This is a genomic window from Pseudomonas sp. NC02, assembly GCF_002874965.1.
In the GTDB taxonomy this organism is placed as follows: domain Bacteria; phylum Pseudomonadota; class Gammaproteobacteria; order Pseudomonadales; family Pseudomonadaceae; genus Aquipseudomonas.
In genome coordinates, this window is sequence record NZ_CP025624.1 from 2,000,396 (window position 1) to 2,025,400 (window position 25,005).

The 25,005-nt window shown below is 60.5% G+C and carries 22 protein-coding genes and 1 pseudogene; 16 read left to right on the forward strand and 7 right to left on the reverse strand.

Features of this window, described 5'->3' with window-relative positions:
* The 5 genes from C0058_RS09285 to C0058_RS09305 all read left to right on the forward strand — a co-directional run bounded on the left by C0058_RS09285 (position 1) and on the right by C0058_RS09305 (position 5,717).
* Positions 1–1,218: a glycosyltransferase family 4 protein gene (locus C0058_RS09285; protein ID WP_087693685.1), complete on the forward strand. Its 1,218-nt coding sequence runs from the start codon at positions 1–3 to the stop codon at positions 1,216–1,218.
* Positions 1,215–1,811 carry a sugar transferase gene (locus C0058_RS09290; RefSeq protein WP_032899673.1) on the forward strand — a complete coding sequence of 199 codons (597 nt, stop codon included), beginning with the start codon at positions 1,215–1,217 and terminating at the stop codon, positions 1,809–1,811. The genes C0058_RS09285 and C0058_RS09290 overlap by 4 nt, the downstream gene beginning before the upstream one ends.
* 124 nt (positions 1,812–1,935) lie before the next feature.
* On the forward strand, positions 1,936–3,114 hold the full coding sequence (locus C0058_RS09295; protein WP_102368428.1) for a DegT/DnrJ/EryC1/StrS aminotransferase family protein: 1,179 nt from the start codon (positions 1,936–1,938) through the stop codon (positions 3,112–3,114).
* Between the two features lie 164 nt (positions 3,115–3,278).
* Positions 3,279–5,273: a nucleoside-diphosphate sugar epimerase/dehydratase gene (locus tag C0058_RS09300; RefSeq protein WP_008437723.1), complete on the forward strand. Its 1,995-nt coding sequence runs from the start codon at positions 3,279–3,281 to the stop codon at positions 5,271–5,273.
* A gap of 111 nt (positions 5,274–5,384) precedes the next feature.
* Positions 5,385–5,717 (forward strand): helix-hairpin-helix domain-containing protein, encoded by a 333-nt coding sequence (locus C0058_RS09305; RefSeq protein ID WP_102368429.1) that lies wholly within the window; start codon positions 5,385–5,387, stop codon positions 5,715–5,717.
* 28 nt (positions 5,718–5,745) lie between these two features.
* Here C0058_RS09305 and C0058_RS09310 read toward each other — a convergent pair whose 3' ends face one another.
* The 3 genes from C0058_RS09310 to eat form a co-directional block, all read right to left on the reverse strand.
* On the reverse strand, positions 5,746–6,324 hold the full coding sequence (locus tag C0058_RS09310) for a TetR/AcrR family transcriptional regulator (RefSeq protein ID WP_102368430.1): 579 nt from the start codon (positions 6,322–6,324) through the stop codon (positions 5,746–5,748).
* 100 nt (positions 6,325–6,424) lie between these two features.
* Entirely contained in the window at positions 6,425–6,592 is a 168-nt protein-coding gene (locus C0058_RS09315) for a DUF2897 family protein (protein WP_008437727.1), read from the reverse strand.
* Between the two features lie 110 nt (positions 6,593–6,702).
* Positions 6,703–8,067: an ethanolamine permease gene (eat, locus tag C0058_RS09320; protein ID WP_003218757.1), complete on the reverse strand. Its 1,365-nt coding sequence runs from the start codon at positions 8,065–8,067 to the stop codon at positions 6,703–6,705.
* 344 nt (positions 8,068–8,411) lie between these two features.
* Between eat and kdpF the strand changes: the two genes are divergently transcribed.
* The 6 genes from kdpF (at position 8,412) to C0058_RS09350 (ending at position 16,416) form a co-directional block, all read left to right on the forward strand.
* Positions 8,412–8,501 carry a K(+)-transporting ATPase subunit F gene (gene kdpF / locus C0058_RS09325; protein WP_003218754.1) on the forward strand — a complete coding sequence of 30 codons (90 nt, stop codon included), beginning with the start codon at positions 8,412–8,414 and terminating at the stop codon, positions 8,499–8,501.
* Positions 8,502–8,510: 9 nt separating this feature from the next.
* On the forward strand, positions 8,511–10,205 hold the full coding sequence (gene kdpA, locus C0058_RS09330) for a potassium-transporting ATPase subunit KdpA (RefSeq protein WP_102368431.1): 1,695 nt from the start codon (positions 8,511–8,513) through the stop codon (positions 10,203–10,205).
* Positions 10,206–10,217: 12 nt separating this feature from the next.
* Positions 10,218–12,275, forward strand: coding sequence for a potassium-transporting ATPase subunit KdpB (kdpB, locus tag C0058_RS09335; RefSeq protein WP_003218752.1), 2,058 nt, complete (start codon positions 10,218–10,220; stop codon positions 12,273–12,275).
* Positions 12,276–12,342: 67 nt separating this feature from the next.
* On the forward strand, positions 12,343–12,888 hold the full coding sequence (gene kdpC / locus C0058_RS09340; protein WP_102368432.1) for a potassium-transporting ATPase subunit KdpC: 546 nt from the start codon (positions 12,343–12,345) through the stop codon (positions 12,886–12,888).
* A gap of 143 nt (positions 12,889–13,031) precedes the next feature.
* On the forward strand, positions 13,032–15,683 hold the full coding sequence (locus tag C0058_RS09345) for a sensor histidine kinase KdpD (RefSeq protein ID WP_102368433.1): 2,652 nt from the start codon (positions 13,032–13,034) through the stop codon (positions 15,681–15,683).
* 37 nt (positions 15,684–15,720) lie between these two features.
* Positions 15,721–16,416, forward strand: a complete 696-nt coding sequence (locus C0058_RS09350) for a response regulator (RefSeq protein WP_003218747.1) — start codon at positions 15,721–15,723, stop codon at positions 16,414–16,416.
* A 128-nt stretch (positions 16,417–16,544) separates the two neighbouring features.
* Here C0058_RS09350 and C0058_RS09360 read toward each other — a convergent pair whose 3' ends face one another.
* Positions 16,545–17,582 carry a patatin-like phospholipase family protein gene (locus tag C0058_RS09360; RefSeq protein ID WP_087693690.1) on the reverse strand — a complete coding sequence of 346 codons (1,038 nt, stop codon included), beginning with the start codon at positions 17,580–17,582 and terminating at the stop codon, positions 16,545–16,547.
* Between the two features lie 217 nt (positions 17,583–17,799).
* Here C0058_RS09360 and C0058_RS09365 point away from each other — a divergent pair, with 217 nt between their 5' ends.
* From C0058_RS09365 to C0058_RS09375, 3 genes are all read left to right on the forward strand, one after another.
* Positions 17,800–18,078: a hypothetical protein gene (locus C0058_RS09365; RefSeq protein WP_003218744.1), complete on the forward strand. Its 279-nt coding sequence runs from the start codon at positions 17,800–17,802 to the stop codon at positions 18,076–18,078.
* An 80-nt stretch (positions 18,079–18,158) separates the two neighbouring features.
* On the forward strand, positions 18,159–18,923 hold the full coding sequence (locus C0058_RS09370; RefSeq protein ID WP_102368434.1) for a CHAD domain-containing protein: 765 nt from the start codon (positions 18,159–18,161) through the stop codon (positions 18,921–18,923).
* A 101-nt stretch (positions 18,924–19,024) separates the two neighbouring features.
* Entirely contained in the window at positions 19,025–19,822 is a 798-nt protein-coding gene (locus tag C0058_RS09375) for an acyl-CoA thioesterase II (protein ID WP_008437738.1), read from the forward strand.
* Between the two features lie 19 nt (positions 19,823–19,841).
* Here the strand turns inward: C0058_RS09375 and C0058_RS09380 are convergent.
* The 3 genes and pseudogenes from C0058_RS09380 to C0058_RS09390 all read right to left on the reverse strand — a co-directional run.
* Positions 19,842–20,099 (reverse strand): annotated as a pseudogene (locus tag C0058_RS09380) (terminase); the annotation flags it as partial.
* Between the two features lie 108 nt (positions 20,100–20,207).
* Positions 20,208–21,689 carry a methyl-accepting chemotaxis protein gene (locus tag C0058_RS09385; RefSeq protein ID WP_102368435.1) on the reverse strand — a complete coding sequence of 494 codons (1,482 nt, stop codon included), beginning with the start codon at positions 21,687–21,689 and terminating at the stop codon, positions 20,208–20,210.
* A gap of 96 nt (positions 21,690–21,785) precedes the next feature.
* Positions 21,786–22,592 (reverse strand): TatD family hydrolase, encoded by an 807-nt coding sequence (locus C0058_RS09390; RefSeq protein ID WP_102368436.1) that lies wholly within the window; start codon positions 22,590–22,592, stop codon positions 21,786–21,788.
* A 238-nt stretch (positions 22,593–22,830) separates the two neighbouring features.
* Between C0058_RS09390 and C0058_RS09395 the strand changes: the two genes are divergently transcribed.
* On the forward strand, positions 22,831–24,252 hold the full coding sequence (locus tag C0058_RS09395) for a transglycosylase SLT domain-containing protein (protein WP_102368437.1): 1,422 nt from the start codon (positions 22,831–22,833) through the stop codon (positions 24,250–24,252).
* A gap of 104 nt (positions 24,253–24,356) precedes the next feature.
* Positions 24,357–24,791, forward strand: a complete 435-nt coding sequence (locus C0058_RS09400) for a DoxX family protein (RefSeq protein ID WP_003218737.1) — start codon at positions 24,357–24,359, stop codon at positions 24,789–24,791.
* Positions 24,792–25,005: the final 214 nt, after the last annotated feature.

Below are 25,005 nucleotides of genomic sequence, written 5' to 3' on the forward strand. Positions count from 1 at the left end.
ATGAAAGTCCTTTATTTTCATCAGCATTTTTCTACTCCGAAAGGAACAATCGGAATCCGGTCCTATGAGATGGCCCGTCGTCTGGTTGCGAGAGGGCACCAGGTAACCATGGTCTGTGGCAGCTATGGTGGCGGCGAAACGGGGCTGGAGAGCCCTTTCGTTGGTGGAAAACGCAAAGGTACCGTCGACGGTATCGAGATCATCGAATTTGACCTGGCGTACTCCAACAGCGATGGCCTGTTCGTTCGAGCGCTCAGCTTTTTAAAGTTTGCAGTGCGCAGTATCGGGATTGCGCTAACCGAGCGCTACGATCTGGTTTTCGCGACCACCACGCCATTGACAGCCGGTATCCCCGGGATATTCGCCCGGTGGTTTCGTAATAAGCCGTTTGTATTTGAGGTCCGGGATCTCTGGCCCGAACTGCCGAAAGCGATGGGCGTCATTCGTAATCCATTGATCCTTGCCGCCATGTCTTTTCTTGAGTGGGCGAGTTATCGCTCGGCTCACCGACTCATCGGGTTGTCGCCAGGTATTGTGGATGGCATTGCGCACCGCGGTGTGGCGCGTGACCGAATCGAAATGATCCCAAACGGTTGTGACCTTGATATTTTCAACACGCCTGCTGAGCCATGGTTGCCGGCAGGAGTGGATAAAAGCCATCTGGTAGCGGTCTTCGCGGGTACTCATGGAGTGGCCAACAAGCTGGACGCGGTGCTCGATGCGGCTCGAGAGCTTAAACTGCGAAAGCGCGATGATATCCGGCTGGTTTTGATCGGGCAGGGCAAGCTCAAGCCCGCGCTTCAGAAGCGTGCAGCGGAAGAACAGCTGGACAATGTGATATTTCATGCCCCGGTGAACAAGGCCCGGTTGTCCGGTTTGATGGCCAGCGCGGACCTGGGGCTGCAGATATTGGCAAACGTACCGGCCTTTTACTACGGAACGTCGCCTAACAAGTTTTTCGACTATATCGCGTCAGGGTTGCCTGTTTTAAATAACTACCCGGGCTGGCTCGCCGAGATGATTTCCACCGAGAACTGCGGTTTTGTCGTACCTGCAGATGATGCTGCGCTTTTCGCAGATGCTTTGATACAGGCGGCAGATGACCGTGACGAGCTGCGGGCGAAGGGCGCACGAGGCAGAGAATTGGCGGTCAGAGAGTTTGACCGGCGTAAATTGGCTGACCGGTTTGTAGATTGGCTGGAGGGTGGTGTTAGATGATCAAGCGTGGATTTGATTTATTTGCGTCGTTGCTTGGACTAATTCTGCTTTCGCCGGTCATAGCAATTATTGCCTGGAACATTCGCAAGAAGTTGGGCTCTCCCGTCTTGTTTCGCCAGGTACGACCAGGTCGGAACGGCAAGCCTTTCGAAATGATCAAGTTCCGTACGATGCGAGATGCTCATGATGCAAATGGTGAGCCTTTACCGGACTCCCAGCGCATGACAGCCTTTGGCAGCTTTCTGCGCTCCAGTAGCCTGGATGAATTGCCTGAATTGTGGAATGTGGTCAAGGGCGATATGAGCCTGGTAGGTCCACGACCGTTACTGATGGAATACTTGCCTCTCTACAGCGTCGAGCAATATCGTCGTCATGAGGTTCGCCCTGGCGTCAGCGGTTGGGCGCAGATCAACGGTCGGAACGCAATTGAATGGGAAGAAAAGTTCAAGCTGGATACCTGGTACGTCGACAATCAGTCTTTTTGGCTGGATATGAAGGTGATTTTCCTGACAATCAAGAAAGTTCTGGTGCGTGACGGTATCAGTGCCGAAGGCGAAGCTACCGCGCCTAAGTTCACAGGTTCCAAGCCATGAGCCGCCTTGCCTGGACGGTTCTTGAAATATAGGCGCCTCGCGAACAGCGGATTGAGCGAATTGCAACGGGGCTCGTAGTGACGAGTCTTTCATATTTTCGAATGAAAACTGACGGGTACTGGTTGTGTTGAATTCACCATTTTCTCCTTGGCCTTCTTTTACTGAAGAGGAAGCTGACGCCGTACGTGATGTGATTCTGTCCAATAAGGTCAACTACTGGACTGGTACACAGGGGCGTGAGTTTGAGAAGGAGTTCGCTGCATGGGCGGGCACCGAATACGCCATCGGCCTGGCCAACGGAACGGTTGCCCTGGACCTTGCCTTGAAGGCGTTGGGTATCGGTGCTGGCGATGAAGTGATTGTCACCTCACGCACGTTTCTTGCTTCCGTCTCGAGCATTGTGAATGCCGGGGCTGTTCCGGTTTTTGCCGATGTGGATCGCGATTCGCAAAACTTCAACGCGCAGACTATCCGCGCTGTACTGACTCCTCGCACCCGGGCCGTAATCTGTGTGCATTTGGCTGGCTGGCCTTGCGATATGGATCCGATCATGGCCCTGGCCGAGGAATTCGACCTTAAAGTGATCGAAGATTGTGCCCAGGCCCATGGCGCCCGTTACAAGGGGCGCCCGGTGGGGTCAATTGGCCATATCTCTGCCTGGTCCTTTTGTCAGGACAAGATCATGACCACAGGTGGCGAGGGCGGAATGGTCACAACCAACGATCGTAAGTTGTGGTCGGACATGTGGTCGTTCAAGGATCATGGCAAAAGCTGGGAAGCTGTCTACGAACGTAACCATCCTCCTGGTTTTCGCTGGTTGCATGAAAGCTTCGGTACGAACTGGAGAATGCTCGAGGTTCAGGCCGTCATCGGTCGGATTCAGCTCAAGCGCATGACCGATTGGCAGGCCAGCCGGCTGGCGAATGCCGGGCAGATATGGGAGTGCGCCAGCCAACTCAAAGGCTTGCGTGTGCCAATCATGCCTGAGGGCAGTGTTCACGCGGCGTATAAGTGCTACGTGTTTGTCGAGCCTCAGGCTCTCAAGGCCGGATGGGATCGTGATCGTATTCTGGCGGAGATTTCGGCACGAGACGTTCCGGTATTTTCCGGTTCCTGCTCCGAGGTCTATCTGGAGAAGGCGTTTGACAATACTGGCTGGCGTCCGGCGAGCCGGTTGCCGGTAGCACGGGAGCTCGGCGAGACAAGTGTAATGTTTCTCGTGCACCCGACGTTGACGCAGCATGAGATCGACAAGACATGCTCGGTGCTCAAGACCGTTATGCAGTTGGCTACCGAAGAGTAATCAGTTAGACAGTCAGGAATGCCCGTCTTTGTTTGCAACGCAGAAGGATTTGAGCTGCGGGCCAGTCAAATGGAATTTTCCATCATCATGGTATGAAGTCCCTTGGAATCATCCATGGTGGTGGCGGATGTACTTTAGGAGTAACAGAGGTGTTTCAAGGCGTTATGGATAAGTTGAGAACCTTATTACTGGGTTTAACGCGGCGGCAGAAACGTGCCTTCCAGGTAGTGACCGACGTTTTTCTTGTCTGGTTTGCCCTTTGGATGGCCTTTGTCGTTCGTTTGGGGATTGATGAGCTGATCAATCCTTTCACTGAATACCTATGGCTATTCCTGAGCGCCACGGTCATCGCTATTCCGCTGTTTGTACGGTTTGGTATGTACCGTGCAGTCATGCGCTATTTTGGAAACGATGCGCTGATCGCAATTATCAAGGCCGTCAGCCTGTCATCGTTGATTCTCGCGCTGGTTGTTTACTGGAGCGGCAACCATCAGTTGTTTGTTCCACGCTCGGTCATCTTCAATTACTGGTGGTTGAGCATGGTCATGATCGGGGGGCTACGCCTCGCGATGCGCCAGTATTTCCTGGGAGATTGGTTCGCGGCTGCGCAACATGTTCCTTTTACCAATCGAGATGATGGACTGCCGAAGGTGGCCATCTATGGTGCGGGGGCAGCCGGTAATCAATTGGTTGCTGCATTGCGCATGGGGAGGCTGTTGCGTCCTGTCGCCTTTATTGATGATGACAGCAGCATTGCCGATCGTGTGATTTCAGGCTTGCATGTCTATAAGCCAAAGCATATCCAGCAGATGGTTGACGTCACCGGTGCCCAGCAGATTCTTCTCGCCATTCCGTCTGCCAATCGTGGGCGCCGCCGGGAGATATTGACCTTCCTGGAGGGGTTCGCACTCCATGTGCAAAGCGTGCCCGGTTTTATGGATTTGGCCAGCGGGCGAGTGAAAGTCGATGATATCCAGGAAGTTGATATTGCTGACTTGTTGGGCCGTGACTCTGTCCCTCCTCAGGACGAGCTGCTTGAACATTGCATCAAGGAGCAGTCGGTTCTTATAACCGGGGCGGGCGGTTCAATCGGGTCTGAGCTTTGCCGGCAGATTCTCACGCTGCAACCCACGACACTGCTGTTGTATGAGCATAGCGAGTTCAATCTCTACAGCATCCTGCAAGAGCTTGAGCAGCGAATCGTGCGTGAGTCGCTTTCAGTTAAGTTATTGCCAATCCTGGGTTCTGTGCGCAATCAGGAAAAGCTCTTTGACGTCATGAAAACCTGGCGCGTGAACACGGTCTACCATGCGGCGGCTTACAAGCATGTACCGATGGTCGAGCATAATATTGCTGAAGGCGTGCTGAATAATGTGATGGGCACACTGAGCGCCGCGCAAGCCTCTTTACGCGCCAATGTGGCGAACTTCGTGCTTATTTCTACTGATAAGGCGGTGCGTCCCACCAATGTAATGGGAAGCACCAAGCGTCTTGCAGAAATGACACTGCAGGCGCTCAGCAGTGAAATTGCTCCGGTGCTATTCGGTGAGACTTCGAATGTTTCCCGTGTGAACAAGACCCGCTTTACCATGGTGCGGTTCGGCAATGTGCTGGGCTCATCAGGATCAGTGATCCCGTTGTTCCACAAGCAAATCAAATCCGGTGGCCCGCTGACGGTTACGCACCCCAAGATTACCCGGTATTTCATGAGCATCCCTGAAGCCGCTCAATTGGTTATCCAGGCGGGCTCCATGGGGCTGGGCGGTGACGTATTTGTTCTGGATATGGGCGAGCCGGTGAAAATCGTCGAGCTGGCCGAGAAGATGGTGCACCTTTCCGGCTTGAGTATTCGCTCTGATAAAAATCTTCAAGGTGACATCTCCATTGAGTTTACGGGGCTGCGTCCCGGCGAAAAACTTTATGAGGAACTGTTGATCGGCGACAACGTAGTCACGACGCCGCACCCGATGATTATGAGTGCCAATGAAGACTACTTGCCCTGGGAGGTGTTGAAGGGCCGATTAACGGAGCTGCTCAGCGCCGTGGAACAGGATGACTACACGCGTGTGCGTCAGTTGCTGCGCGAAACGGTCAGCGGCTATTCCCCGGACGGTGAAATCGTCGACTGGATCTACCAGCAGCGTCGTCTTGAGCCCTGAGCTCACACCCTGTAACTCACCCATTTTTGACTCTCCCCAAACATCGCCTAAGTTTGAAAAGCAGCTTCGGAAAAGCTGCTTTTCCCTTATCGATGTCATGGAGCGTCACCAATGCATAAAGCGTATTTCTCCTCCCTCATCTTCGCCTTCCTCGCCAGCCTCTCGCTAGCCACAACGGCCGCACCCACCACCAAACCCGAAACCCCGACCCCCATCGCCGCCCAAATGACCAAGGTCGACCAAACCACCAAAGTCAGCCTCAACTCCGCCGACGCCGAAACTCTGCGCCGTGATCTATTCGGCATCGGCGCCGCCAAAGCCAAGGCAATCATCGCGTACCGTGAAACCAACGGCCCCTTCACGGCGATAGATGAGTTACTGGAAGTAAAGGGTATCGGCAAGGCGCTCCTGGAAAAGAACCGCGACAGGCTTGAGGTGAAATAAGAACCTGAAAAACAGGCGAGGAGGCCGGTCATCGACCGGCTTTCTTTTGCTCAACAACCTCTGCCTTCAAGCTCCCCCGCACCACATCAAGAATCCGTGCCGCCAACTCGGCACTCTCCACACTTCTCGCCAGCACCAACGCCCCCACCAGAGTCGACATCAGCACCAGGCTCTGCTCCTCGGCATTCGGGTTGCCAAGCGCCGTTTCAACCTGCTTGAGTCGAGCATTGAGGACTTCATCGGTGGTACGGCTGTTCTGCCCGCGCAACCCCATCTCCGATGACATCGTCGTCAGCGGGCAGCCTTGATCCGGCGAGGTCTGGTGCCATTCAGACAGATAGCTGTCGATGAACGCCTCCAACGGCCGTTCCTGGCTAAACAGCATTTCGCAATGCGCATCCAGCTCTGCAGCCGCCGCCTGCAACGCCTTTTCTACCAACTCATCCTTGGACTTGAAGTGCGCATAAAACCCGCCATGCGTCAGGTTCAACGCTTTCATCAATGGCTGCAAACCGGTAGCGCCAATGCCGTCACGGCGAAAGCGTACCGAGGCCTCCTTGATGATGCGCCGGTGGGTTTGGGCTTTGTGGTCTTGTGAATAGCGCATGGGAAGGCCTCCGAAACATCAGGCCATATTAACCAAGCTTCGCTGGGCATACGCGGGTGTTTACAAAATTGTGCGGCTCAACAATGGAGCCGCTTCAGTCTCAGCGATCCTGCGCATCCTTGGCGTCCGCTTGGGCATTGCGTTCTGCCACGCGCTTACGTTGTTCATCAGTCAATTCAACCTTGTTGGCGCTGTCTCGCAGCATCAACAAACCACCGACGATCGAACCGATCGCGACCACTAAAATCAACCAGGCATACCACGGCATAGGGCTCTCCTTGAGGCAGCAAACCGTGGGGAAATTTCCCACGGTAATGACTGCTTTGAGTAACGGGCTTTCTTAGTAGTTCATTGTAGGCCCGTTCTGCCCCGGTAGCCTTACAGCCCGGTCAACATAGCGTCCGCCGGTGCATCCGCGCGGTCTTGCGCGGTCAGTTGGAAGTACACAAAACCCACCACCATGAAGCCCAGGAAGATCAGCCCGATCAGCGCGTTGAACCACGCCATGGCCACCAGGCAGACCACGGCCAGTACCAGCGCAATCCCCGGCACGATTGGATAGCCCGGGGCGCGGAAGGTCCGCTCCAGCAGTGGCTCGGTCTTGCGCAGTTTGAACAGGCTGAGCATGCTCATGATGTACATGACGATGGCACCGAACACCGCCATGGTGATCATCGCGGCGGTCAGGGTCATGCCGCCCAGGTTGATCAGCCCGTCGCTGTAGATGGCGGCGATGCCGACGATGCCGCCGGCGATGATTGCCCGGTGCGGCGTCTGGAAGCGCGACAGTTTGGCGAGGAAGGAGGGCAGGTAGCCCGCGCGCGCCAGGGCGAAGAATTGGCGGGAGTAACCCAGGATGATCCCGTGGAAGCTGGCCACCAGGCCGAACAGGCCGATCCACACCAGCATGTGCAGCCAGCCCGAGCTGTCGCCGACCACGGTTTTCATCGCCTGGGGCAGCGGGTCGTTGATGTTCGACAGGGTGCGCCAGTCACCCACGCCACCGGCAAAGAACATCACGCCCATGGCCAGAATCACCAGGGTGAGGATGCCGCTGATGTAGGCCTTTGGAATAGTGCGCTTGGGATCTTTCGCCTCTTCGGCCGCCATGGCGGCGCCTTCGATGGCGAGGAAGAACCAGATGGCAAAGGGTATGGCCGCGAACATTCCGGCGATTGCCGGTGCGCCGAAGGTGTCGGAGCCGGCCCAGCCGTTGAGGGCGAAGTTGCTGAAGCTGAAGGCGGGAGCGACCACGCCCATGAACACCAGCAACTCGGCCACGGCGAGCACGCAGACCACCAATTCAAAGGTGGCGGCGAGCTTCACCCCGAGGATGTTCAGGCCCATGAACACAATGTAGGCGCCGACGGCCGCATGTTTCGGATCGAGGGCCGGAAACTGCACGTTCAGGTATGCGCCGATGGCCAGGGCGATCGCGGGCGGGGCGAAGACGAACTCGATCAGCGTCGCCAGCCCGGCAATCAAGCCACCTTTCTCGCCGAACGCCCGGCGGCTGTAGGCAAACGGGCCCCCAGCATGAGGAATCGCGGTGGTCAGCTCGGTGAAACTGAATATAAAGCAGGTGTACATGGCGGCGACCATCAACGAGGTCACCAGGAAGCCCAATGTTCCCGCCACGCCCCAGCCATAGCTCCAGCCGAAATACTCTCCGGAAATCACCAGCCCGACTGCGATGCCCCACAAATGCAGAGTGCCCAAGGTGGGTTTGAGTTGTGTGTTCATCGTGTAGCTCTCCCTGAACGGTTTGGAATGTTTCAGGGCATTGCAGCGGACATGCCATTAGCCAATGCGGTGTCGTAAAGGCGCCGAACTGTCGCCAAGGGAACGGTTTGGCGTTTGAATCATTTCAAGCGCTGCACCAGATGAGGGCGTTGGTGTCTGGTCTGACGCTATCGCGGGCAAGCCCGGCTCCCACATTTGAAGTGCATACCCCCCGTAAACCCCGCATAAACCCACTCTTTACGCCGTCTTTACGCCCCACCCATACCGTCGCTCTCGTTCCTTTACGCCACTCCTGCGGACAATCCTCCTACACGCGGCAGTCGCCGCACGACGGAGAAACTTCCATGAGCGTTCTGGACGGGGTGTCACTGCTGTTGGCTGTGGCGCTGTTCATTTATCTGCTGGTTGCGCTGTTACGCGCGGATCGGAACTAGGAGCAGGCTATGCACAGTTATGACTATTGGCTGATCATCGCCTTCTTTGCCTTGGTGCTGATTCCGGCACCGGCCCTGGGGCGGTTCTACTACAAGGTAATGGAAGGGCAGCGAACCTGGCTCACGCCGGTGTTCGGCCCGGTCGAGCGCGTGTGCTATCGCCTTTCGGGTGTCGATGCGGACCAGGAACAGAGCTGGCAGAAATACGCGCTGGCGTTGCTGGCGTTCAACCTTGCCGGTTTCGTGCTGCTGTTCGCGATCCTGCTGTTCCAGGAATACCTGCCGCTGAACCCGCAGAAATTGCCGGGTCAGGAATGGACCCTGGCGTTCAACACCGCCATCAGTTTCATGACCAACACCAACTGGCAGAACTACAGCGGTGAAGCGTCCCTGAGCTACCTCAGTCAGATGGTCGGCCTCACCGTGCAGAACTTCGTCAGTGCCGCCACCGGCCTCGCCGTACTGGTCGCGTTGTGCCGTGGGATCGGTCGCAAATCCACCAAGACTTTGGGCAACTTCTGGGTCGACATGACTCGCGCCACGCTCTACGGCCTGTTGCCGTTGTGCCTGGTGTTTGCGTTGTTCCTGGTGTGGCAGGGCGTGCCGCAAACCTTCGCTCACTACGTTAACGCAGTGACCCTGCAAGGCGTTGACCAGGTGATTCCACTGGGTCCGGCCGCCAGCCAGATTGCGATCAAGCAGTTGGGAACCAACGGTGGTGGCTTCTTCGGCGTCAACTCGGCGCATCCGTTCGAAGACCCGACTGCCTGGGCCAACCTGTTTGAGCTGGGCGCGATCATCCTGATTCCGGTGGCGCTGGTGTTCACCTTTGGCCACTACGTGAAAGACCTGCGTCAGAGCCGGGCGATCCTCGGTTGCATGCTGGCCCTGTTCATCATCGGCGGTGCTACCGCGATGTGGGCCGAGTACCAACCCAACCCGGCGCTGAACAACCCGGCGGTTGAACAGGCCGCGCCGCAGGAAGGTAAAGAAGCGCGCTTCGGCACCACTGGCACCGTGTTGTGGTCGGTGGCGACCACCGCCGCGTCCAACGGTTCGGTCAACGGTATGCAAGACAGCCTCAACCCCCTGAGCGGGATGGTGTCGCTGGTCAACATGATGGTCGGCGAAGTGATCTTCGGCGGCGTCGGCGCCGGCATGTACGGCATGTTGCTCAACGTGTTGATTGCGGTGTTCCTCGCCGGTTTGATGATTGGCCGTACACCGGAATACCTCGGCAAGAAACTCCAGGCCAAGGAAGTGCAGTTGCTGGTCGTGACCTTGCTGGTGATGCCGGTCGGCACCCTGGTACTCGGTGCCATCGCCGCCAGCCTGCCTGGCCCGGCCGGTGCCATCAGTAACCCTGGCCCCCACGGTTTCAGCCAGTTGCTGTACGCCTACACCTCGGCCAGTGCCAACAACGGTTCGGCGTTCGGCGGCTTCAGTGCCAACACCGCGTTCCACAACCTGATGTTGAGCCTGTCGATGTTGCTTGGTCGCTTCGGTTACATCCTCCCGGTACTGGCCCTGGCCGGCAGCCTGGCGATGAAGAAGACCGCACCGATTGGCCAGAACAGCTTCCCGACCCACGGCCCGCTGTTCGTGACCCTGTTGACCGTGACCATTTTGCTGGTGGGCGGCCTGACCTTCCTGCCGACGCTGGCACTTGGGCCTATCGCTGAACATCTGAGCATGGGCTTCTAAGGGGATATGAAAATGAATATGCCTGCAAAAAACGCGGCTCCCGTGAAAACCCAGGAGCCGGCCAAGACCGCAATGTCGGCCCTGTGGCGCCCGGCGCTGGTCCAGGCGTTCGTCAAGCTGGACCCGCGCCAGCTGCAACGCTCGCCGGTGATGCTGGTGGTCGAACTGACCGCGATCCTCACCACCATCCTGTGCTTTGTGCCGGAGGTGGCCGTACCGACCTACGTCTCCGTGCAAATCGCCGTGTGGCTGTGGTTCACCGTGCTGTTTGCCAACTTCGCCGAAGCCTTGGCTGAAGGCCGCGGCAAGGCCCGCGCCGACAGCCTCAAGGCCGGCAGCGAGGGCCTCAGCGCCCGCCGCAAGGAAGCCGACGGCAGCTTCAAGGTCGTGCCGGCCACCAGCCTGCGCAAAGGTGATGTGGTACGCGTGGTCGCCGGGGAAATGATCCCGGGTGACGGCGAAGTCATCGAAGGGATTGCCGCGGTCAACGAAGCGGCCATCACCGGTGAATCGGCCCCGGTTATCCGTGAATCCGGCGGCGACCGCTCGGCCGTCACCGGCAACACCCGCCTGGTCTCGGACTGGTTGATGATTCGCATCACCGCCAACCCGGGCGAGTCGACCCTGGACCGCATGATCGCCCTGGTGGAAGGCGCCAAACGCCAGAAAACCCCCAACGAAATCGCGCTGGACATCCTGCTGATCGGCCTGACGCTGATCTTCCTGCTGGTGGTGGTGACCCTGCAGCCGTTCGCCCACTTCGCCAATGGCAACCTGCCGCTGGTGTTCCTGGTGGCGCTGCTGGTCACGCTGATCCCGACCACCATCGGCGGCCTGTTGTCGGCCATCGGTATTGCCGGCATGGACCGCCTGGTGCGTCTGAACGTGATCGCCAAATCCGGTCGCGCGGTGGAGGCGGCGGGGGACGTGCACGTGCTGTTGCTGGACAAGACCGGCACCATCACTTTCGGTAACCGTCGTTGCACCAACGTGATCGCCGCGCCGGGTGTCAGCGGCAAGGAACTGGCCGAGGGCGCGCTGCTGGCATCCCTGGCGGACGACACGGCCGAAGGTAAGTCAATCGTCGAATACCTGCGCGGCCAGCACCCGCAAGCCGAGCCGTCGACGGATGAGCTGACCTCGGTACCGTTCAGCGCGGAAACCCGCCTGTCCGGCGTCGACTACCAGGGCCGTGTGTTCCGTAAGGGCGCCGTGGATTCGCTGTTGGCGTTCATTGGCCTGCAACGCCGCGACCTGCAACCGGCGCTGTCGCGGGAAATCGACAAGATCGCCCAGAGCGGCGGCACTCCATTGCTGGTGTGTGCCGACGGCAAGTTGCTCGGCGCGATTCACCTCAAGGACGTGGTCAAGCCCGGCATCCGCGAACGGTTTGCCGAGCTGCGCAAGCTGGGGATCCGCACCGTGATGGTGACCGGCGACAACCCGCTGACCGCTGCTGCAATTGCCGCTGAAGCCGGTGTGGATGACGTGCTCGCCGAAGCCACCCCAGAGAAAAAACTCGCGCGCATTCGTCACGAACAGAACGATGGTCGCCTGGTTGCGATGTGCGGCGACGGCGCCAACGACGCCCCGGCGCTGGCCCAGGCTGACGTCGGCATGGCAATGAACGACGGCACGCAAGCCGCCCGTGAAGCGGCCAACATGGTCGACCTCGACAGCGACCCGACCAAGCTGCTGGACGTGGTGCAGATCGGCAAGGAGTTGCTGGTGACGCGCGGTGCGCTGACGACGTTCTCTATCGCCAACGACGTGGCCAAGTACTTCGCGATCCTGCCGGCGCTGTTCGCCTCGATCTACCCGCAACTGGGTGTGCTCAACGTGATGCACCTGCAAAGCCCGCAGAGCGCGATCCTCTCGGCCATCGTGTTCAACGCGCTGATCATCGTGGTGCTGATCCCGCTGGCGCTGCGCGGTGTGCGTGTACAGGCGGCGAGTGCGGCGGCGTTGCTGCGTCGCAACCTGCTGATCTACGGCCTGGGCGGGATCGTGGTGCCGTTCGTGGGCATCAAGGCGATCGACATGCTGTTGACCGCGCTGCACCTGGTTTGACTCGATGCCCGCAGGTACCGGCAAACCGGTGCCTGCAGGTTGCAATGACCGAATTGAGGAATTTGAAATGTCCAACATTATCCGCCCGGCCCTGAGCCTGCTGGTGTTGATGAGCCTGATCACCGGCGTGGCCTATCCCCTGGTTGTTACCGGCGTGGCGCAAGTCGCGTTCCCTGACCAGGCCAACGGCAGCCTGGTGCACGATGCCAGCGGCAAGGTTCGCGGTTCGAGCCTGATTGCCCAGGATTTCACCGGTGACGGCTGGTTCCACCCACGGCCATCTGCCGGTGCGTTTGCTACGGTTTCCAGCAGCGCCAGCAACCTCGGCCCAAGCAACCCAGCACTGGCCGCTCGTGTATTTGACGATGCCAAGAAAATGCTGGTGCCAGACCAGGGACCGGTGCCGATGGCATTGCTGACTACCTCCGGCAGCGGTCTTGATCCACACTTGCCACCGCAGGCAATTGCCTATCAACTGGCCCGGGTAGCTGCCGCGCGTAATCTGCCGGTGGCGACCCTGCAGCGCTTGATGGATGAGCACATCGAAAGCCCGCTGGTGGGGCCGCCGGTGGTGAACGTGCTGGCGTTGAACATGGCCTTGGAAAAACTGTAAGCCGTGGCGACGCTTTTGCGAGCAAGCCCGCTCCCACATTCGACTGAGTTTCACCTTTGGAATGCGGTCAAATGTGGGAGCGGGCTTGCTCGCGAAGGCGGACTCAAGAAACCCACATCAACACCTGAAGGAAGACCGCCCGCATGAGCGACTCCGGCCGCGCCGATGCCCTGTTAGCCGATCTACCCCGGGACGGCCGTGGCCGGCTCAAAGTCTTCCTCGGCGCCGCGCCCGGCGTGGGCAAGACCTACGCCATGCTCCAGGCCGCCCACACCCAGCTGCGCCAGGGCGTGCGGCTGATTGCCGGCGTAGTGGAAACCCACGGTCGCGCCGAGACCGAAGCCTTGCTCAGCGGCTTGCCACAACAGCCGCTGCTGCGTTCCGAATACCGCGGCGTGATGCTGGAGGAAATGGACCTCGACGGCCTGCTCGCCGCCAAGCCCAAACTGGTGCTGGTGGACGAACTGGCCCACAGCAACGCCCCCGGCAGCCGCCACGAAAAACGCTGGCAAGACATTCAGGAATTGCTCTCGGCGGGCATCAACGTCTTCACCACGGTCAACGTCCAGCACCTGGAAAGCCTCAACGACCAGGTGCGCGGCATTACCGGCGTGCAAGTGCGCGAGACCTTGCCCGACTGGGTCTTGCAGGAAGCCGATGAACTGCTGCTGATCGACCTGCCATCCCGGGAACTGCTGGAGCGCCTGCGGGACGGCAAGGTGTACGTGCCGGAACAGGCCCGTGCTGCCATCGATGCCTTCTTCACCCAGACCAACCTCATGGCCCTGCGCGAGCTGGCGATGCAAACCGCCGCGGCCCATGTCGACGATGACCTGGCCCAGGGTTATCGCCAATTGGGCCAGGCCGCACCGGCTGTGCGTGGCCGCTTGCTGGTGGGCGTGGACGGCGATGCCCAGGCCGAACGCCTGGTGCGTCATGCCAGCCGCGTAGCCCAGCGTCGGCATTTGCCGTGGAGCCTGGTGCATGTGGATAACGGCCGGGTGCGGGATGAACAATCGCGCCTGCGCCTGCAAAACGCCCAGCAACTGGCCGAGCGCCTCGGTGGCGAAGTGGTGCTGCTGCGGGCGGGGGAAGTGGCCAAGACCTTGATCCAGCATGCTGCCGAACGCCGCGCCAGCCTGATTCTGGTGGGGCAATCGCGGCCGCGCTGGCATCGCACCGTGTTTGGTGGTGGCCTGGCGTCGCGTTTGTTGCGCAATGCCCGGGGCCTGGAAATCAACGTCCTCGACAGTGACGAAGTGCCGGCTCCGCCACGCCTGCCGGATGTGCGCGGGCTGGTGTGGTTTGACTATGCCCTCGCCGTGGTGGCAACCGTGATTGCGGCGGCGGTCGCTTGGGGCGTCGCCAGTGTTTTGCCTTTACCGAATATCTCGCTGGTGTTCCTCGCCGCCGTATTGCTGGTGGCGGTGCGCAGTAGCCTGGGGCCGGCGCTGGCGTGTGCGGCGCTGTCATTCCTGAGCTACGACTTCCTGTTCATCCCGCCGAATTTCTCGTTCGCGATCCAGCGTGAAGAAGACGTGCTGACGCTGTTGTTCTTCCTGCTGATGGCGGCGCTCACCGGTAATCTCGCTGCACGCCAGCGCCGGCAGTTGCAGGCGCTGCGCGATACCCAGGAAGAAACCACCGAGCTGCTCGACCTGTCCCGCAAACTCACCGCCGCCACCGATCGCCAGGCAGTGATCAGTGCCGCCGCGCATCATCTGGAAGGCTGGAGCGACCTGCAATTGTGCCTGCTCAACCGCGACGGGCAGGGCGACTGGAAGGTCGAGACCGGAGGCCCTATCACCTTTACCGAAGCCGAACGCGCCGCCGCCGACTGGGCCTGGCAGCACGATCAGCCGGCCGGCATGGGCACCGGCACCTTGCCTTTCGGGCGCTGGTGGTGGTGGCCGTTGTCCAGCGAAGAAGGCCCGTTGGGTCTGCTGGGGGTCAGCCCGAAGGCCGGGCTTGAACTGAGCGGCCAGCGCCGTCGCCTGCTCACGGCCTTGAGCCAGCCATTGGCTCAAGCCCTGGCCCGTGCGCAGCTCGGCCAGGAACTGGAAGCGGCACGCCTGCACGGTGAAACCGAGCAATTGCGCAGCGCCTTGCTGGCTTCGGTGTCTCACGATTTGCGCACACCGCTGACCTCCATGCGTGGCAGCATCGACAGCCTGTTGGCCCTCGGCGAGGCGATTCCCCTGGAAGATCGCCGGGAGCTGCTGGAAGGCACTCGCGATGAGGCTGAGCGCCTGGATCGCTACATCCAGAACCTGCTGGACATGACTCGCCTGGGTCACGGCGCCCTGAAGCTGGCGCGGGACTGGGTGTCACCCGGCGATATCGTCGGCAGCTCCCTGGGCCGCTTGCGTGCGGTATTGGCGCCGCTGCAGGTGATCACCGACGTGCCGCCCGAGCTGCCGCTGCTCTACGTGCATGCCGCGTTGATCGAGCAAGCACTGGTCAACGTACTGGAAAATGCCGCACGCTTCTCGCCGCCACAAGGCCGGCTGAAACTCAGCGCGGGCGTGCAGGATAGCCAGTTGTTTTTTGCTGTTGCCGATGAGGGACCGGGGATTCCCGAGGAGGAGCGGGCGAAGATTTTCGATATGTTCTACACCGCCGCCAGGGGGGATCGCGGCGGGCAGGGCACCGGGCTCGGCCTGGCGATCTGCCAGGGCATGGTCGGCGCCCACGGCGGGCATATCAGCGTGGCCGACGGCATTGAGGGCCGTGGCACCTGCATCACTTTATTCCTGCCATTGCAGGCCCAGCCTGGCCTGGAAAGCGAACCTTGAGCTACCCTCTTTTCTTCACGGATTTTGATTGGACACCATGAGCCAGACTGCGACGATTTTGGTCATTGACGACGAACCGCAGATCCGCAAGTTCTTGCGTATCAGCCTGGCCTCCCAGGGCTACAAAGTGATCGAGGCCGGCACCGGCAACGAAGGCCTGGCGCAGGCTGCCTTGAGTAAACCGGACCTGCTGGTGCTCGACCTCGGCCTGCCGGACATGGACGGCCAGCAGGTGCTGCGCGAGTTTCGTGAGTGGTCCACAGTACCGGTACTGGTGTTGTCGGTGCGCGCCAGTGAAGTGCAAAAAGTCGAGGCGCTGGACAACGGCGCCAATGACTATGTGACCAAGCCATTTGGCATCCAGGAGTTTCTTGCACGGGTGCGGGCGTTGTTGCGCCAGGCGCCGGCGGGGGAGGCCCAGGAAGCGGCACTACGTTTTGGCCCGCTGACGGTAGACCTGGCTTATCGGCGGGTGCTGCTGGACGGTGTCGAAGTGGCGCTGACCCGCAAGGAATACGCGGTACTGGCGCAACTGGCGCGGCATCCCGGGCGGGTGATCACCCAGCAGCAACTGCTCAAGGATATCTGGGGCCCGACCCATACCGAAGACAGCCATTACCTGCGGATTGTGGTGGGGCATCTGCGCCAGAAACTGGCGGATGATCCGACCCAACCACGGTTTATCGTGACTGAGGCCGGTGTTGGGTATCGGCTATTGAACACCGAAGCCTGAAGCGTTAGCTCACCTGTGGCGAGGGAGCTTGCTCCCGCTGGGCTGCGCAGCAGCCCCAGAATCCTGGGAGCGCTTCGCACTCCAGCGGGAGCAAGCTCCCTCGCCACACAAGCCCTGCTTATCAAACCTCAGTGTTGCTCGCTCTCGTAACGATCCAGCGTATCGCTCGCGATCTCCCGCCCCAGCGCGATCAACTCCGGCGCTTTGTAAAACTCGAAAAACCGGCACACGCGCTTCGGCACGTTGATCAGAATATCCGGCGGATACCCGGCGATCTTGTACTGCGCCAATGACGTCTGCATCACCTCAAAGCTCTGGTTGATCAAATCCAGCAGCGATGCAGGCCCCACGTTATCGATGATGAACGAGCCGGTCGCCGACTTTGGCGCCCCGGCCTTTTCCGGTGCCGCCGCCGGTTGTTGCGCCTCGGGTTCGGCAGAGTCCAGCCACGGGTTGATGTCGGCAGCCTGGGCCAGCAGCGCTTCCTGTTCCAGCATCAACAACTGCTCGGCCTGCTTGCGCCGAAACGGCAAGTGCGAACCCAGTGAACGCACCAGGTTGTCGAAGCGGCTCCTGAACGCCGGCGGACGCTGGATCACCGGAAGCTTGTAGTGCTTCTGGTTGGTGGAGTTGAGGTTGACCGCAATGATCAGGTCGCAGTGGCTCGACACCACCGGCACGATCGGCAGAGGGTTCAGCAAGCCGCCGTCCACCAGCATGCGATTGCCCTGCATCACCGGGGTGAACAGGCTGGGAATCGCCGCCGAGGCCCGCATGGCCTGGTGCAGGCAGCCTTCCTGGAACCAGATTTCCTGCTGGTTGGTCAGGTCCGTGGCCACGGCGGTGTAGGGAATGCGCAGGTCTTCGATATTGATCTCGCCGACGATCTTGCGGATCTGCCCGAACACCTTCTCGCCACGGATCGCCCCCAGGCGAAAGCTCACGTCTACCAGGCGCAGTACGTCCAGGTAGTCGAGGCTTTCGATCCAGTTTCGGTACTCTTCCAGCTTGCCCGCGGCATAGATCCCACCCACCACGGCGCCCATGGAGCAACCGGCAATGCAGGCGATGTCGTAGCCGCGTTTTTCGATTTCCTCGATCACGCCGATATGGGCGTAGCCCCGGGCGCCGCCGGAGCCCAGCACCAATGCAACACGTTTCTTCATGACCTGATCCTTCGCAAAACAGGTGACCACAATGCACCCATCGAGGGGCGCGCTTCAATCATCACTGTCACAACCAATTATTTTCGCGAGCGGGCCACCACGCTCGGGTATGCTCTGGCAATCGGGACTGCGGATTCAGGCAGTCGGATAAGGCACTTTTCGGTGTAGGCAACGTCTACACCTGTGACTGTTTTTTCTTTTCTTGAGGTGTCATTTGATGAAAGCCTGGATGTGTGTGCCTGTGATCGTGTTGGCCCTGGCCGGTTGTGCCGGGAAAACCGCTTATCGCGACAGCTGCGGCACGCAACTGGATGCTGCGTGGCACGAGCTGGACCTGGCCAAGGCCGAAGGTTTCGCCGGCACCGTGAGTTACTCCAAGGCTCTGTCGTTGTTGACTGGCGCCAAGACCCAGCAGCAGTTCGAAGCCTTCGAAGGCTGCTCGACCAAGGCCGAGAAAGCCCGCTTCTATATTCGTGAGTCGCGCGCAGGGCGCTAACCCCGCGTAGCAGCTGTCGAGTGCAACGAGGCTGCGTCGGCGGCCTCAAGCCCGAAGGTTTAATCATTGAGGAGGAAAGGATGTCAGCCTTGGTCGATCAGCTAGTCGCTCAGGTCATCGGCCTGGAAGTTGGGTTACTGAGCTGCCAGGCGCGCCTCGCCGCCGTCACGGACGACGAGGCCCTGCATGATCTGCGTACCACGGTGCGGCGCTTGCGCAGCCTGTTGCGGCCATTGCGCGGGTTGCCCGGTGTCGAGCAGCTCGAGGCGGCCGCCAGTGCCGTCGGCCAACTGACCACGCCATTTCGCGACCGCGAAGTGCTGGCGGCGTACCTCCACCAACACGGCCATCATGAGGCGGCCGAGCGGCGTATCCGGCAGCAGCCGGCCACCTACCGCTCGGTTGCACAAGGGCCAGATCTGGCGCAACTGCTGTTGATCCTCGAAGCATTCCCCCGCTTTATCCGCGCCTCCCAACGGCAGAAATTGCTCAAGGGCCTGCGCACGCGCATTGAAAAACGCCTGGCCAAGCAATGGAAGAAGCTCGGCGAAGCGCTGCACGACCCCAACCACGACCGTCATCGCCTGCGCCTGTTGATCAAGCGCGTGCGTTATGCGGCCGAGGCTTATCCCGAGCTGAACAAGCTACCGCCCAAAGCCATATCGCGTCTCAAGGCGGCCCAGGGCGCCCTGGGTGATTGGCACGATTGCTGGCAATGGCTGGCGCAAGCCGGGCACGAGCCCGATTTGCAGCCGTGCGTGCCTGGTTGGCACCGCACCATGGCCGAGGCGGAAGGGCAGGCGGATCGGGTTTTGGATAAGTTGAACGCCGACTGCTTCGCTTGACCCTGCGACCTATCTGTCCGGGATTTTGGCCGGAATAGGCGCTGCATGGTGTAGGCCGGCTGGTTAAGATCCCTCAACTCCTTTTTCAAGTTGAGACCGCCATGCGCTTTAGTGATTTGCTCGACGCTGCCCGCAGCCACCCGTTGGACGTTTCGATCCCGGCCGAATGGGCCCAGGGCCGCGCCAGCTTTGGCGGGCTGGTTGCGGCGTTGGAGTACGAGGCCTTGCGGGCGAAGGTCCCGGCGGATCGCCCGTTGCGCTCACTGGCGATCACCTTTGTGGGCCCGGTGGCGCCGGACGTGCCGGCCCGCTACGAAGTCGAAGTGCTGCGCGAAGGCAAGGCCGTCAGCCAAGTGCTGGGACGTGTGGTGCAGAACGGTGAAACGATGACCCTGGTGCAGGCCAGTTTTGGCGCATCACGGCCTTCGCAGATTGACGTCGCCGCCGAACCGGCGCCCACCTTCAAGCATTGGGATGAATGCCAGGAGTTGCCCTACATCAAAGGCGTGACGCCGGAGTTCATGCGCCACCTGGCGATGCGCTGGAGCGTCGGTGGCCTGCCGTTCACCGGCAATACATCCCGGGAGATGGGCGGCTGGGTGCGCTTGCGTGGCGATGTAAAAGAAGAGCCGCTGACCGAAGCGCACATCCTCGCGCTGGTGGATGCGTGGCCACCGTCGGTGTTGCCGCACCTGAAACAACCGGCGGCCGGCAGCACCCTGACCTGGACCATCGAATTTGTCCAACCGCTGCAAAACCTGAGCACCCTGGACTGGTGCCAATACCTGGTCCACATCGAGCACGCCCGCGATGGCTATGGTCATGCGGCTGCGCAGTTGTGGAGCCCCGACGGCCAGTTGATCGCTATCAGCCGCCAGTCGGTGGTGGTGTTCGCCTGAGTCCTCAGACCAGCAAGTGTTGATCGCTGGAGGCGTCGCTGCCGCGTGCCTCCAGGCGGCGACCGTGATGCTGCAATGCAAGGGCTGCCAGAATGCCGACGATACCGATGGCGGCACTCGCCAGGTTCTCGCTGAACACGCCCGATGCCATCAACAGAAAACCGATGACCAGGAGTGGCAGCGCAATCAGCTGCAACACTTGATTGGTCCCGTGCTGGTGATTTTGCGGGTGGGTGCGCCATTGCCAGGCGGGGATATTTGGATGACGTTTGCCCATGATCGTGATTCCTCTGTCCGTTGAAACATCTTGAGCAGAGATTAGGTCGGGCAGGGTGGGGCTGCGAATCAAGGATGGCTATGGGGGCCATAGCCATCCCTTTAGGGGTTAGAGCCGCAACTGGCCGATGGCCTTGCTCAGTTCCCCGGCCAGGGTTGCCAGCTCATTGCTGGTGGTCGCCGAGTCTACCGTCTGCTGCACGGTGTTTTCGGTGACGTCCCGAATGCTCACCACCGCCCGATTCATTTCCTCGGCCACATGGCTTTGCTGCTCGGCAGCCACGGCAATCTGCGTGTTGCTCTCACGCATCTGCGCCACCGCGCCGGTGATCTCGGCGAGGGCAATCCCGGCTTCTTGAGCCTGTTGCACACAGTCGTCGGCCTTGAACGAGCTTTCCTGCATGAAATCCACCGCGTCCCGGGTGCCGGCTTGCAGGGCGGACACCATGCGGGTGATTTCATCGGTGGAGCTTTGCACCCGCTTGGCCAGGTTGCGCACTTCGTCGGCGACCACGGCAAAACCCCGGCCCATTTCGCCGGCGCGGGCGGCTTCGATGGCGGCGTTGAGGGCCAGCAGGTTGGTCTGTTCGGCGATGCTGTGAATCACCCCGACCACGCCATTGATTTTCTGGCTGTCCTCGGCCAGCTTCTGGATCATTTCGGCGGTCTGCTGCACGCCGGTGGACAGCCCGGCAATCGAGCGCTGTACCCGGCTGACCACTTCCTGGCCGCTGCCGGCGAGAGTATCGGCCGTCTGTGACAGGTCGCGGGTGGCGCCGGCGTGCTGGGCGATGTGGTAGACGGTGGCGGTCATCTCGTTGATCGCCGTGGCGGCCTGGTCGGTTTCGCTTTGCTGGCCGAGCATGCCGTGCTGCACCTCGTTCATGCTGCTGGCCAGGCGTGCGGCGCCGTCGTCCAGTTGCCTGGCGGTGCGCGCAACCGTGTTGACCACCCGTTGATAACCCGCCTGCATCGCGTTGAAGGCGCTGGCCATCTGCCCGACTTCATCCTTGCAGGCCAGGGGGACGCGGGCCGAGAGGTCGCCGGTTTTCTCGACGTGCAGCATCACGTCTTTCAAGGTGTTGAGCTGGCTGAGGAGAAAGCGGATCAGCAGCTGTGAGGCGCCGAGCATGGCCAGCATCAGAATCATCACCGCTACGGCGTAGTTGGCGAAGCGTTCTTCGAACACTTGGCTCAAGCTGGGCCCGTAGGCCAGCACGGCGACCTGTTGACCGTCGGCACGGCTGATTACTTCGGCGCCCATCAGCGGGTTTTCGCCGAGCAGTGGCATGTGATTGAAATCCACCCAGCCACTGGCGTTGGCCAGGGCTGACAGATCTTCGTCGCCCAGTTGTGGGACTTTGCCCCTGGCAAACGTCAGCCAGTGCTCGCCCTTGGGCAGTGGCTGGCCGGCGGGCCAGGCAACGAGCAAGCGCCCCTGGGCTTGCGCCGACGCCTGTGAGGCCTGGCTGCGGGCCTGTTGTTCGAGCTGCACGGCGTACAACACCAGCAGCAGGGTGGTGATGAAGGCGACCGCGTTCACGGCCCAGAATTTGTACTTCAGCGAGATGTTGCTAAGCCAGGCACCCATGGAAGGTTTTCTCTGATAGCGGAAACAGCATTGGCAAGGTGCCATTATTGTGCCGCTATCGGGATGCCGGGTTTTGATATGGGTCAATGCGCCGCGTCAATCCGGCACAGGCAATCCAAAAAAGGCGCGGGCACAGGCGGTGCTGTGTTGCGCCAGGTCTTCCGCGGTTTCTTCGCGGTGCAACGCGACCTCCCGCAGGACTTCCGGTAAATAGGCGGGTTCGTTGCGACCGTTTTTCGGCTTGGGCCGCAGGGTGCGAGGCAGCAGGTAGGGCGCGTCGCTTTCCAGCATCAGGCGGCCCCGGGGAATTTCCCTGACCAGCGGATGCAGGTGCGTCCCACGGCGCTCGTCACAGATCCAGCCGGTGATACCGATATGCAGGTCCAGGTCGAGGTAGCTGAACAGCGCCCGCTGCTCGCCGGTGAAGCAGTGCACCACGGCGGCCGACAGGTGATCGCGGTAGTCCCGCAGGATTTCCAGCAGGCGCTGGTTGGCGTCACGTTCGTGGAGGAATACCGGGAGCTTCAACTCCACGGCCAGGGCCAGGTGTTCTTCGAGGACTTTTTCCTGCTGGGGGCGCGGTGAGAAATCCCGGTTGAAATCCAGCCCGCATTCACCCACCGCACGCACGCGACTTTCCTTGAGCAGGCCGCGCAGGCGCCTGGCGCTTTCGGCGTTCCAGTCACTGGCAGAGTGGGGGTGAATGCCGGCGGTGGCGAACAGGCGTTGGCCACTTTCGTCCAGTTGCTGGCACAGCTCCAGGGCCTGTTCGCTGCCGTCGACACTGGTACCGGTGAGCACCAATTGGCTCACCCCGGCGGCGTAGGCACGGTCGAGAACGGCCTGGTGCTTTTCGTCGAAACTTGGGTTGGTCAGGTTGACGCCGATATCAATGAGTTGCATGGTGCTACCTCCGCCTGCGGTCGGAAAGCATATCAGAGCTGTAGATTTATAAGAAAAGCCAAGAACTACAACGAGTTAAAGCTGTCTTTGAAAGTCGCAAGTAACACCGTGTTTGGTTTGTCGCCATCTGCCGTGCCACCCTTGCGCCCAAAGCCTGCGCTCATGGCGCTCTGTTTCTGTCCCCCAACGCCTCGTTTTTCGCGAAGCAATGGGCAGTATTCTTTCTTCCGGAGAGCGGATGATCCGACCCTCGGCGTTGCTTGTGTTGTGCCTGACGTTACTGCTGCCCATGGCGGCGGTTGCGCGTCTGGACGGGCCGCTGGAAGTGACCCGGCCCGGCAAGGTCCGCGACCTTGCGGAAATCCGCAGCAGCCGCACCTTGCGGGTATTGGTCAACCAGAGCCGCAACAGTTCCGGCGAAGTCCAGGGCCAGGCCATCGGTGTTGAATACCATCGCCTGCGCGCTTTCGAGCAATACCTCAACGGTCACGCCCGTGACGGCGAGGAAATCAACCTCAAGATTATTCCCAAGGCCAAGGATCAGCTGATTGGCGCATTGGCCCGTGGCGAGGGCGACCTGGTGGCACCCGGCGAATTGCTGGATGTGAAAGCCGCCCACAAGATTGCCACCAGCGACCCGATCGCCAGCGACGTGCCGTTATGGCTGGTGGGGCTGAAGGGCGAGCGGCGGTTTACCCGGCTGGAGCAACTGTCCGGGCGCACGCTGGCCTTGACCACGGGCAGTGCCGCGTCTGATGCGATCAGCCAGGTCAACCAAAAGCTGGCGCTGCACAAATTGCCGCCGGTGAAGGTGGAATGGGTGGATCCGAGCCTCGCGGTAGAGGACGTGCTGGAGATGGTCCAGGCCGGGATTTTCCACCTGACCATTGTCGAGCGGCCGATTGCCGAACGCTGGGCGAAGATCCTGCCCAAGCTGCGTTTCGACCGGCAAGTGACCATCAGCGAGCCGGGCGAAGAGTATTGGTTTGTGCGCCAGGATGCCTCGATGCTGCGGGCCAGTATTGATCGCTTCCTCAAGACCTACCGCACGCCGTCCGATCAGGATGTGGCGTTCCAGCGCATCTACCGCCGCCTCTACCAGGTACGTTATCCACTGGCTCGCGTCGACCGCCAGCGCCTGGAAAAACTGCGCCCGGTGCTGCAAAAGCATGCCCGCGAGCAGGGCATGGACTGGCTGAACCTGGCCGCGCTGGCGTTCAAGGAGTCTGCCCTGGACCCTGGCGCTCGCAGCAGCGGCGGCCCCACCGGGCTGATGCAGATCACGCCATCGGCGGCGCAGCGGGTCGGGGTGAACAACATCGAAAGCCTGGACAATAATGTGCAGGCGGGCGCGCGGTACCTGGCGATGATCCGGCGCAAGTTCTTCTCAAGCCCCAAGCTCAACGAGCGCGAGCGCATGGCGTTTGTGCTGGCGGCCTACAACATGGGGCCCGAGCGGGTCCAGGGAATGCGTGCCGAAGCGCGGCGGCGGGGGCTTAACCCAAACCAATGGTTTTTCCAGGTCGAGCGCATTGCCATGGAGCAGGTGGGAATGAGCGGCGTCAGCTATGTTAATAGCGTGAACAAGTATTACCTGGCGTTTGATCGTGAGCGGGAGTCGTTGGAGCCGGCAGCGCCACGGGTTGCCTCACGTAAATAATCTATTAATTCGATAATTATGAGCCGCTTTATCGGCTTTTATCATTGTTTAAACTGATTAATATAGCGGCCAACCCAACCCCTACCTTGAAAAGGATTATCAGCATGAGCCCATTGATCACCCGCATCCTCTCCACCCGCGCCGGCTACGGCCTGACTGTCCTGCGGATTTTTGTCGGGATCATCTTCGCCGCCCACGGTTCGCAAAAACTCTTTGGCTGGTTTGGCGGCGGCGGCCTGGCGGGCACTGCCCAGTGGATGGAAAGTATCGGCCTGGCCCCAGGTACCCTGATGGCGGTGCTGTCCGGTGGTACCGAGTTCTTCGCCGGGCTGGCGCTGATCATTGGCTTGCTGGCACGGCCGGCGGCACTCGGCCTGTCGATCATTTCCCTGGTGGCGATTTTCTCGGTGCATATCCATAACGGTTTGTTCATGGCCAACAACGGCTACGAGTTCGCCCTGGCGCTGCTGGGCGGTACGCTGGCCGTGTTGTTGGAAGGTGCGGGCAAATTGTCCGCAGACCGCGCCATCACTCACTGATACCGCGACCCCCCCCTTAAAAGGCCCGCCCAGTGCGGGCCTTTTCGTTGCTCGGGATTCTTGACACCGCCCTACAGGCTTCTCTAGGATGTTGCCCATGCGCCGATTTAAACAGCTAATTGCGGGGCGCCACGGGTGACTGATCACAGTCCCGACAGAAGCCAGAGCCATGGGCCAGCTTCGAAATTCCGCTAAAGCGCTGGTTCGGTGTTGC

What these genes read in the sequence shown, in the direction of transcription:
- C0058_RS09285 (WP_087693685.1), top strand. Translation starts at nt 1, where the DNA reads ATGAAAGTCCTTTATTTTCATCAGCATTTTTCTACTCCGAAAGGAACA.
- C0058_RS09290 (WP_032899673.1), top strand. Translation starts at nt 1,215, where the DNA reads ATGATCAAGCGTGGATTTGATTTATTTGCGTCGTTGCTTGGACTAATT.
- C0058_RS09300 (WP_008437723.1), top strand. Translation starts at nt 3,279, where the DNA reads ATGGATAAGTTGAGAACCTTATTACTGGGTTTAACGCGGCGGCAGAAA.
- C0058_RS09305 (WP_102368429.1), top strand. Translation starts at nt 5,385, where the DNA reads ATGCATAAAGCGTATTTCTCCTCCCTCATCTTCGCCTTCCTCGCCAGC.
- C0058_RS09310 (WP_102368430.1), bottom strand. Translation starts at nt 6,324, where the DNA reads ATGCGCTATTCACAAGACCACAAAGCCCAAACCCACCGGCGCATCATC.
- C0058_RS09315 (WP_008437727.1), bottom strand. Translation starts at nt 6,592, where the DNA reads ATGCCGTGGTATGCCTGGTTGATTTTAGTGGTCGCGATCGGTTCGATC.
- eat (WP_003218757.1), bottom strand. Translation starts at nt 8,067, where the DNA reads ATGAACACACAACTCAAACCCACCTTGGGCACTCTGCATTTGTGGGGC.
- kdpF (WP_003218754.1), top strand. Translation starts at nt 8,412, where the DNA reads ATGAGCGTTCTGGACGGGGTGTCACTGCTGTTGGCTGTGGCGCTGTTC.
- kdpA (WP_102368431.1), top strand. Translation starts at nt 8,511, where the DNA reads ATGCACAGTTATGACTATTGGCTGATCATCGCCTTCTTTGCCTTGGTG.
- kdpB (WP_003218752.1), top strand. Translation starts at nt 10,218, where the DNA reads ATGAATATGCCTGCAAAAAACGCGGCTCCCGTGAAAACCCAGGAGCCG.
- kdpC (WP_102368432.1), top strand. Translation starts at nt 12,343, where the DNA reads ATGTCCAACATTATCCGCCCGGCCCTGAGCCTGCTGGTGTTGATGAGC.
- C0058_RS09345 (WP_102368433.1), top strand. Translation starts at nt 13,032, where the DNA reads ATGAGCGACTCCGGCCGCGCCGATGCCCTGTTAGCCGATCTACCCCGG.
- C0058_RS09350 (WP_003218747.1), top strand. Translation starts at nt 15,721, where the DNA reads ATGAGCCAGACTGCGACGATTTTGGTCATTGACGACGAACCGCAGATC.
- C0058_RS09360 (WP_087693690.1), bottom strand. Translation starts at nt 17,582, where the DNA reads ATGAAGAAACGTGTTGCATTGGTGCTGGGCTCCGGCGGCGCCCGGGGC.
- C0058_RS09365 (WP_003218744.1), top strand. Translation starts at nt 17,800, where the DNA reads ATGAAAGCCTGGATGTGTGTGCCTGTGATCGTGTTGGCCCTGGCCGGT.
- C0058_RS09370 (WP_102368434.1), top strand. Translation starts at nt 18,159, where the DNA reads ATGTCAGCCTTGGTCGATCAGCTAGTCGCTCAGGTCATCGGCCTGGAA.
- C0058_RS09375 (WP_008437738.1), top strand. Translation starts at nt 19,025, where the DNA reads ATGCGCTTTAGTGATTTGCTCGACGCTGCCCGCAGCCACCCGTTGGAC.
- C0058_RS09385 (WP_102368435.1), bottom strand. Translation starts at nt 21,689, where the DNA reads ATGGGTGCCTGGCTTAGCAACATCTCGCTGAAGTACAAATTCTGGGCC.
- C0058_RS09390 (WP_102368436.1), bottom strand. Translation starts at nt 22,592, where the DNA reads ATGCAACTCATTGATATCGGCGTCAACCTGACCAACCCAAGTTTCGAC.
- C0058_RS09395 (WP_102368437.1), top strand. Translation starts at nt 22,831, where the DNA reads ATGATCCGACCCTCGGCGTTGCTTGTGTTGTGCCTGACGTTACTGCTG.
- C0058_RS09400 (WP_003218737.1), top strand. Translation starts at nt 24,357, where the DNA reads ATGAGCCCATTGATCACCCGCATCCTCTCCACCCGCGCCGGCTACGGC.